The sequence below is a fragment of the Tahibacter caeni genome, from assembly GCF_024609805.1.
Lineage (GTDB): Bacteria > Pseudomonadota > Gammaproteobacteria > Xanthomonadales > Rhodanobacteraceae > Tahibacter > Tahibacter caeni.
Genome location: NZ_JANFVR010000402.1, coordinates 1 through 3772, shown reverse-complemented (window position 1 = coordinate 3772; position 3772 = coordinate 1). Strand labels below are relative to the sequence as shown.

The following is a 3772-nucleotide window of genomic DNA, read 5'->3' as shown; positions in this document are numbered from 1 at the left end:
GTGCACGCGGCAGAGCGCCCGCGCCGCGCCGCAGCCGGCGACCGGCTGGCCCTGGACCAGCTGCAGCGCCTGGGCCGCGTCCAGCGCCACGGCCGGCAGCGCGGCGAGGCCAGCGTCGGTGTCCAGCAGCAGCGCGTCGATCGCTTCGCGGCCCTGGGTCAGCAGCAGCCGTTCGAGCTCGTCCAGGCCATACATGCGCGGCTCGCGGAACGGGTCGATCCAGGTCCGGCGCAGGCCGGTCAGGTGGGCGCCGCAGCCCAGCGCCTCGCCGAGGTCGCGCGCGAGACTGCGCACGTAGGTGCCCGAACCGCATTCGACGTCGAGCTCGAGCTCGTCGCCAGCCCGGCGCAGCAGGTCGAGCCGGAACACCTCTACCTCGCGCGGCGCGGCGCTGACGTCCTCGCCGTCGCGCGCGCGCTTGTACAGCGGCACGCCGGCGAGCTTCAGCGCGCTGTAGACCGGCGGAACCTGGACGATGCGGCCGCGCAGCGGCGCGAGCGCGGCCTCGATCGCGGCCGTGTCGAGCGCCGGCACGGGACGGCGTTGGAGAATCTCGCCGTCGGCGTCGGCCGTCGTCGTCGTCGCACCGAGGCGCACGGTCGCCCGGTACGCCTTGGCCGCGCCCAGCAGATAGCCGGCGATCTTGGTCGCCTCGCCGAAGCACAGCGGCAGCAGGCCCGTGGCCATCGGATCGAGGCTGCCGGTATGGCCGCCTTTGGCCGCGAGGAACAGGCGCCGCGCCTTCTGCAGCGCCTGGTTGGAGCTCAGGCCCGGCGGCTTGTCCAGCAGCAGGATGCCGTGGACCTCGCGCCAGGGGGTGGGATCTTTCTTCTTGCTCATGCGGTGACGTTCTGGAACCGGCTGTCTGTCGTCCGGCGGCGCGCCGGACACGCTGCACGCACGGCGGTACCGCAACCGGTCCGGCTGACGCGGAGACGGCCGCGGCCGCCGGTGCGCGGAATCGCCGCTTCGGCGGCGGCGCCGAAGCGGCGAACGGATCAATCCTGCGCGGGACCGCGCTCGCGGTCGGCGCGCAGCAGCTGCTCGATGCGTTCGCCCTTGTCGACCGAATCGTCGTACTTGAAGCGCAGCTCCGGCACGCGGCGGATCTTCATGATGCGCGACAGCTCACGGCGGAAGTCCTTGGCCATCTCGTTGAGCAGCTTGACGGCCGGCGGTCCCTGCTCGGCGAGCAGCGCGGTCACGTAGACCGTCGCCACGTCGAGGTCGCGCGAGGCTTCGACGTCGGACACGCTGACCGATGGCAGCGCGTTGTCGCGGACGACCTCGTGCACCATCGTGCCGACGAGGCGGCGCAGCTCGGCCGAAATGCGGTCGGCGCGGTTGAAGGTGGTGGGCATGGCGTTCTACTCCCGTTGCTCGGGCAGGCCGATGGCGGCGTGCGCGGTAGTGCGGCGAGGCCGCTGCAGATCATGCAGCCGGACGTGATCGGTACGTTCGCACCATGGTATCCGCCATCGCACGGCGCACTGCTGCTTTGGAGCCCCCTTGAGTCGAGGGGGTGAAGAATGATCGCTCGGAACCGCAGGTTCTGATTGTTCTGAACGGCCCGACGGGCCGGCCCGGCCGTCCCTTGCGGACGCAAGGGCGGCGGGGCGTGGGGACGAGCAGCCGGGCGCAGGAGCCGCGGCGGCCACGTCGCTGCGGTCTCAGAACGTTCTCTGCACTTCGATGCGCTCGAAGCACTCGATCTGGTCGCCGGGCTTGACGTCGTTGTACTGCTTGACCGCGATGCCGCACTCCATGCCGTTGCGCACTTCGTCGACGACGTCCTTGAAGCGGCGCAGCGATTCGAGTTCGCCCTGGAAGATCACGGTGTTGTCGCGCAGCACGCGGATCGGCTTGTTGCGCTTGACGAAGCCCTCGATGACCATGCAGCCGGCCACCGCGCCGAACTTCGAGCTGCGGAACACCTCGCGCACCTGGGCGACGCCGATGATCTCCTCGCGCACTTCCATGCCGAGCAGACCGGACGCGACCTGCTTCACCTGGTCGATCACGTCGTAGATGATCGAGAAGTAGCGCAGATCCAGGCCGTTGGTCTCGATGACCTTGCGCGCCGACGCGTCGGCACGGACGTTGAAGCCGATGATCGTGGCCTTCGAGGCGGCCGCGAGGGTCGCGTCCGACTCGGTGATGCCGCCGACGCCCGAGACGATCACGTTGACCTTGACCAGTTCGTTGGTCAGCTTGGTCAGCGCGTCGCGCAGCGCCTCGGCGGAACCCTGCACGTCGGCCTTGACGACGAGATTCAGCGTCTGCTGCTCGCCGCCCTGCGTCATCGTCGCCATGATGTCTTCGAGCTTCGTGCTCTGCTTGATCAGGCGCGACTCGCGGCGCTTCTGGTTGCGCTGCTGGGCGACGTCCTTGGCCAGGCGCTCGTCGGCGACCGAGACGAAATCGTCGCCGGCGTCGGGCACGCCCGACAGGCCGAGCACCTGCACCGGAATCGACGGGCCGGCCTCGTTCACCTGCTGGCCGGACTCGTTGAACATCGCGCGGACGCGGCCGTACTCGACGCCGCAGACGACGAAGTCGCCGCGCTTGAGCGTGCCGGTCTGCACGAGCACGGTCGCGACCGGACCGCGGCCCTTGTCGAGGCTGGACTCGATGACCACGCCGGAAGCGCGGCCTTCACGCACGGCCTGCAGCTCGAGCACTTCGGCCTGCACGAGGATCGCATCGAGCAGCGCGTCCACGCCCATGCCGGTCTTGGCCGACAACGGCACGAACTGCGTGTCGCCGCCCCACTCTTCCGGCACGACTTCGTGCTGCACGAGGCCCTGCTTGACGTTGTCCGGGTTGGCCTCGGATTTGTCCATCTTGTTGACCGCGACGATCATCGGCACGCCGGCGGCGCGCGCGTGCTTGACCGCTTCGACGGTCTGCGGCATGACGCCGTCGTCGGCGGCGACGACCAGCACGACGATGTCGGTCAGCTTGGCGCCGCGCGCGCGCATCGACGTGAACGCCGCGTGGCCCGGCGTGTCGAGGAACGTGATCACGCCCTTGTCGGTCGTCACGTGGTAAGCGCCGATGTGCTGCGTGATGCCGCCGGCCTCGCCCGCGGCCACCTTCGTGCGGCGTATGTAGTCGAGCAGCGAGGTCTTGCCGTGGTCGACGTGGCCCATGATCGTGACGACCGGGGCGCGCGTCTCCTTCTCGCCCTGCTCGGCTTCGGAATGAGCCAGCAGCGCCGACTCGGCGTCGTCGTCGGTGGCCTTGACCGCCTTGTGGCCGAGTTCCTCGACGACGAGCACGGCCGTGTCGTGATCGATGGTCTGGTTGATCGTGGCCATGACGCCCATCTTGAACAGCGCCTTGACTACGTCGGAACCCTTGACCGCCATCTTCGCGGCCAGGTCGGCGACGATGATCGCGTCGCCGAGCGCGATCTCGCGCACGACCGGCGCGGTCGGTCTGGCGAAGCCGTGCTGGCCCGTGATGCGGCTGATGTCGGGCTTGCCGCGCGGCTTCTTGCGGCTGGAACGGCGCGCGCGCTCTTCGGCGGTCAGGTGCAGTTCGCCGCCGGCGAAGCGATGGGCGACGTCGGCCGGCAGGCCTTCGGTCATGCGGTGCGAGCCGTGCTTCACGCGATTGCCGCGGTTCTGCTGGTTGTCTTCCGGACGTTTGGCGGGCGCGGCCGGACGATGCGGCACGTGATGCGTGGTCGGATCGCGGCGCGGCGGACGCGCGTCGCCGGCGGCCGGCGGCGCGGACGGACGCGACGGCGGCGCGGACGGACGCGACG

3 protein-coding genes are annotated in these 3772 nt (G+C 70.0%); all 3 read right to left on the bottom strand.

All coding sequences use genetic code 11. From position 1 onward, the window contains the following. The coding region (gene truB, locus NON22_RS21580; protein WP_257389060.1) for a tRNA pseudouridine(55) synthase TruB at positions 1-840 on the bottom strand (840 nt) is incomplete at its 3' end. A 158-nt stretch (positions 841-998) separates the two neighbouring features. Beyond that, positions 999-1361 carry a 30S ribosome-binding factor RbfA gene (rbfA, locus tag NON22_RS21575; RefSeq protein ID WP_257389059.1) on the bottom strand — a complete coding sequence of 121 codons (363 nt, stop codon included), beginning with the start codon at positions 1359-1361 and terminating at the stop codon, positions 999-1001. Positions 1362-1670: 309 nt separating this feature from the next. After that, positions 1671-3772: translation initiation factor IF-2 (gene infB, locus NON22_RS21570; RefSeq protein WP_257389058.1), on the bottom strand; the 2102-nt coding region annotated here is incomplete at its 5' end.